This is a genomic window from Vibrio sp. Y176 (assembly GCF_033438945.1).
Window position 1 is genome coordinate 1 of record NZ_JAWOQS010000130.1, and the last position, 1039, is coordinate 1039.

At 42.7% G+C, this 1039-nt stretch carries 3 protein-coding genes; 1 reads left to right on the top strand and 2 read right to left on the bottom strand.

Annotated features, from left to right (window positions below; all coding sequences use genetic code 11):
• The first annotated feature begins 141 nt into the window (after nucleotides 1-141).
• A complete protein-coding gene (locus R7O13_RS24575) occupies nucleotides 142-429 on the top strand; it encodes a hypothetical protein (RefSeq protein WP_005462765.1) in 288 nt (95 codons plus the stop codon).
• A gap of 12 nt (nucleotides 430-441) precedes the next feature.
• Here the strand turns inward: R7O13_RS24575 and R7O13_RS24580 are convergent, their stop codons facing one another.
• Both R7O13_RS24580 and R7O13_RS24585 read right to left on the bottom strand, forming a co-directional pair.
• Complete coding sequence (locus R7O13_RS24580) at nucleotides 442-819, bottom strand: PH domain-containing protein (protein ID WP_005499881.1); 378 nt, start codon at nucleotides 817-819, stop codon at nucleotides 442-444.
• 112 nt (nucleotides 820-931) lie between these two features.
• Nucleotides 932-1039: TIGR02450 family Trp-rich protein (locus tag R7O13_RS24585; protein ID WP_318304900.1), on the bottom strand; the 108-nt coding region annotated here is incomplete at its 5' end.

A 1039-nucleotide genomic window follows, 5' to 3' on the forward strand; every position in this document is an offset into this window, starting at 1 on the left:
TCGGCGGACGCAGAAAAACAAGAAGCGAAAATCCAAGCACTATAATGCTTGTCAACGCCATAAACCACAAAGGTCACCTGGCCCTGCTGGTGACCTTTTTAATCCCTAATCCAATTGCCGTGACTTTTAGTAGAGTTCAATATGCACGAGCCAATGCCCGACACAAAAAGACGTGATGTGTTGAAGAAAGCCTTTTTGTGGCTAATCATCTTCGACTATTTATTATTAGCGTTTTTTCTTACCCAACTCTCTAGCCTCAACCTAAACAGTGGCACCATGATCAGCCTGCTGCTCGTGGTTTACAATGTTCTGCTTGTGTCGTTGTGTTTTCAACGAACCAACAAACAAGACTCATACATCATCTACCCAGTGTTATCAGCAACGTTGCTCGCTTTTGTCTGCTTCCTTTACTTTTTTTTTCTGGTTTAAGAGCCCCATAACCTAATCAAGCACGCGTTCACTTATCATACGATTGAACGCAACGAGGTCAAATGAGCCTTTAATTTCAAACCGAACTCGTCCCACTTCACTTAAGAAAAACTCAATTTCGCAATCGAGATCAAACGTGCCGGAAGTCTCAATAGAGAATGCATTGATCTTACTGTAAGGCAGCGACGTGTAATCCACTTTTGAGCCCGTAATACCTTGCACATTCGCCGCAATCACTCGTTTGTTGGTAAACACCACTTGATCACGAACGGTTTTAAAAGCGGCGAAAATGGTCTCACCATCAATCAAAAATTTGTGGAAATCATCTCTGACTTTGGAAACGTCAATAGGCTTAAGCTTGAACACAGAGGAGTTGTCGAAGTCGATCATGAGTCGTCCTTTAAATAGGCTGAAAAACGAATTTCTCAACGTATCAGACCACACCGGTTTTGCCTATCTACCTCAAGCGTTTTTGCTTGATTCATCTACTGCAAAACCCAAATTACTTCCAACCCTGCCGCCATAACTCTGGGTCTTTCAGATCTTGCCAGTTCATCTCTTGCTCACGTTTACTCATAACGGCTTCAATGACACATTTCACAACATTGCC

Excerpts from the sequence above, each read along its gene's own strand:
- R7O13_RS24575 (WP_005462765.1), top strand. The coding sequence starts at position 142 with ATGCACGAGCCAATGCCCGACACAAAAAGACGTGATGTGTTGAAGAAA.
- R7O13_RS24580 (WP_005499881.1), bottom strand. The coding sequence starts at position 819 with ATGATCGACTTCGACAACTCCTCTGTGTTCAAGCTTAAGCCTATTGAC.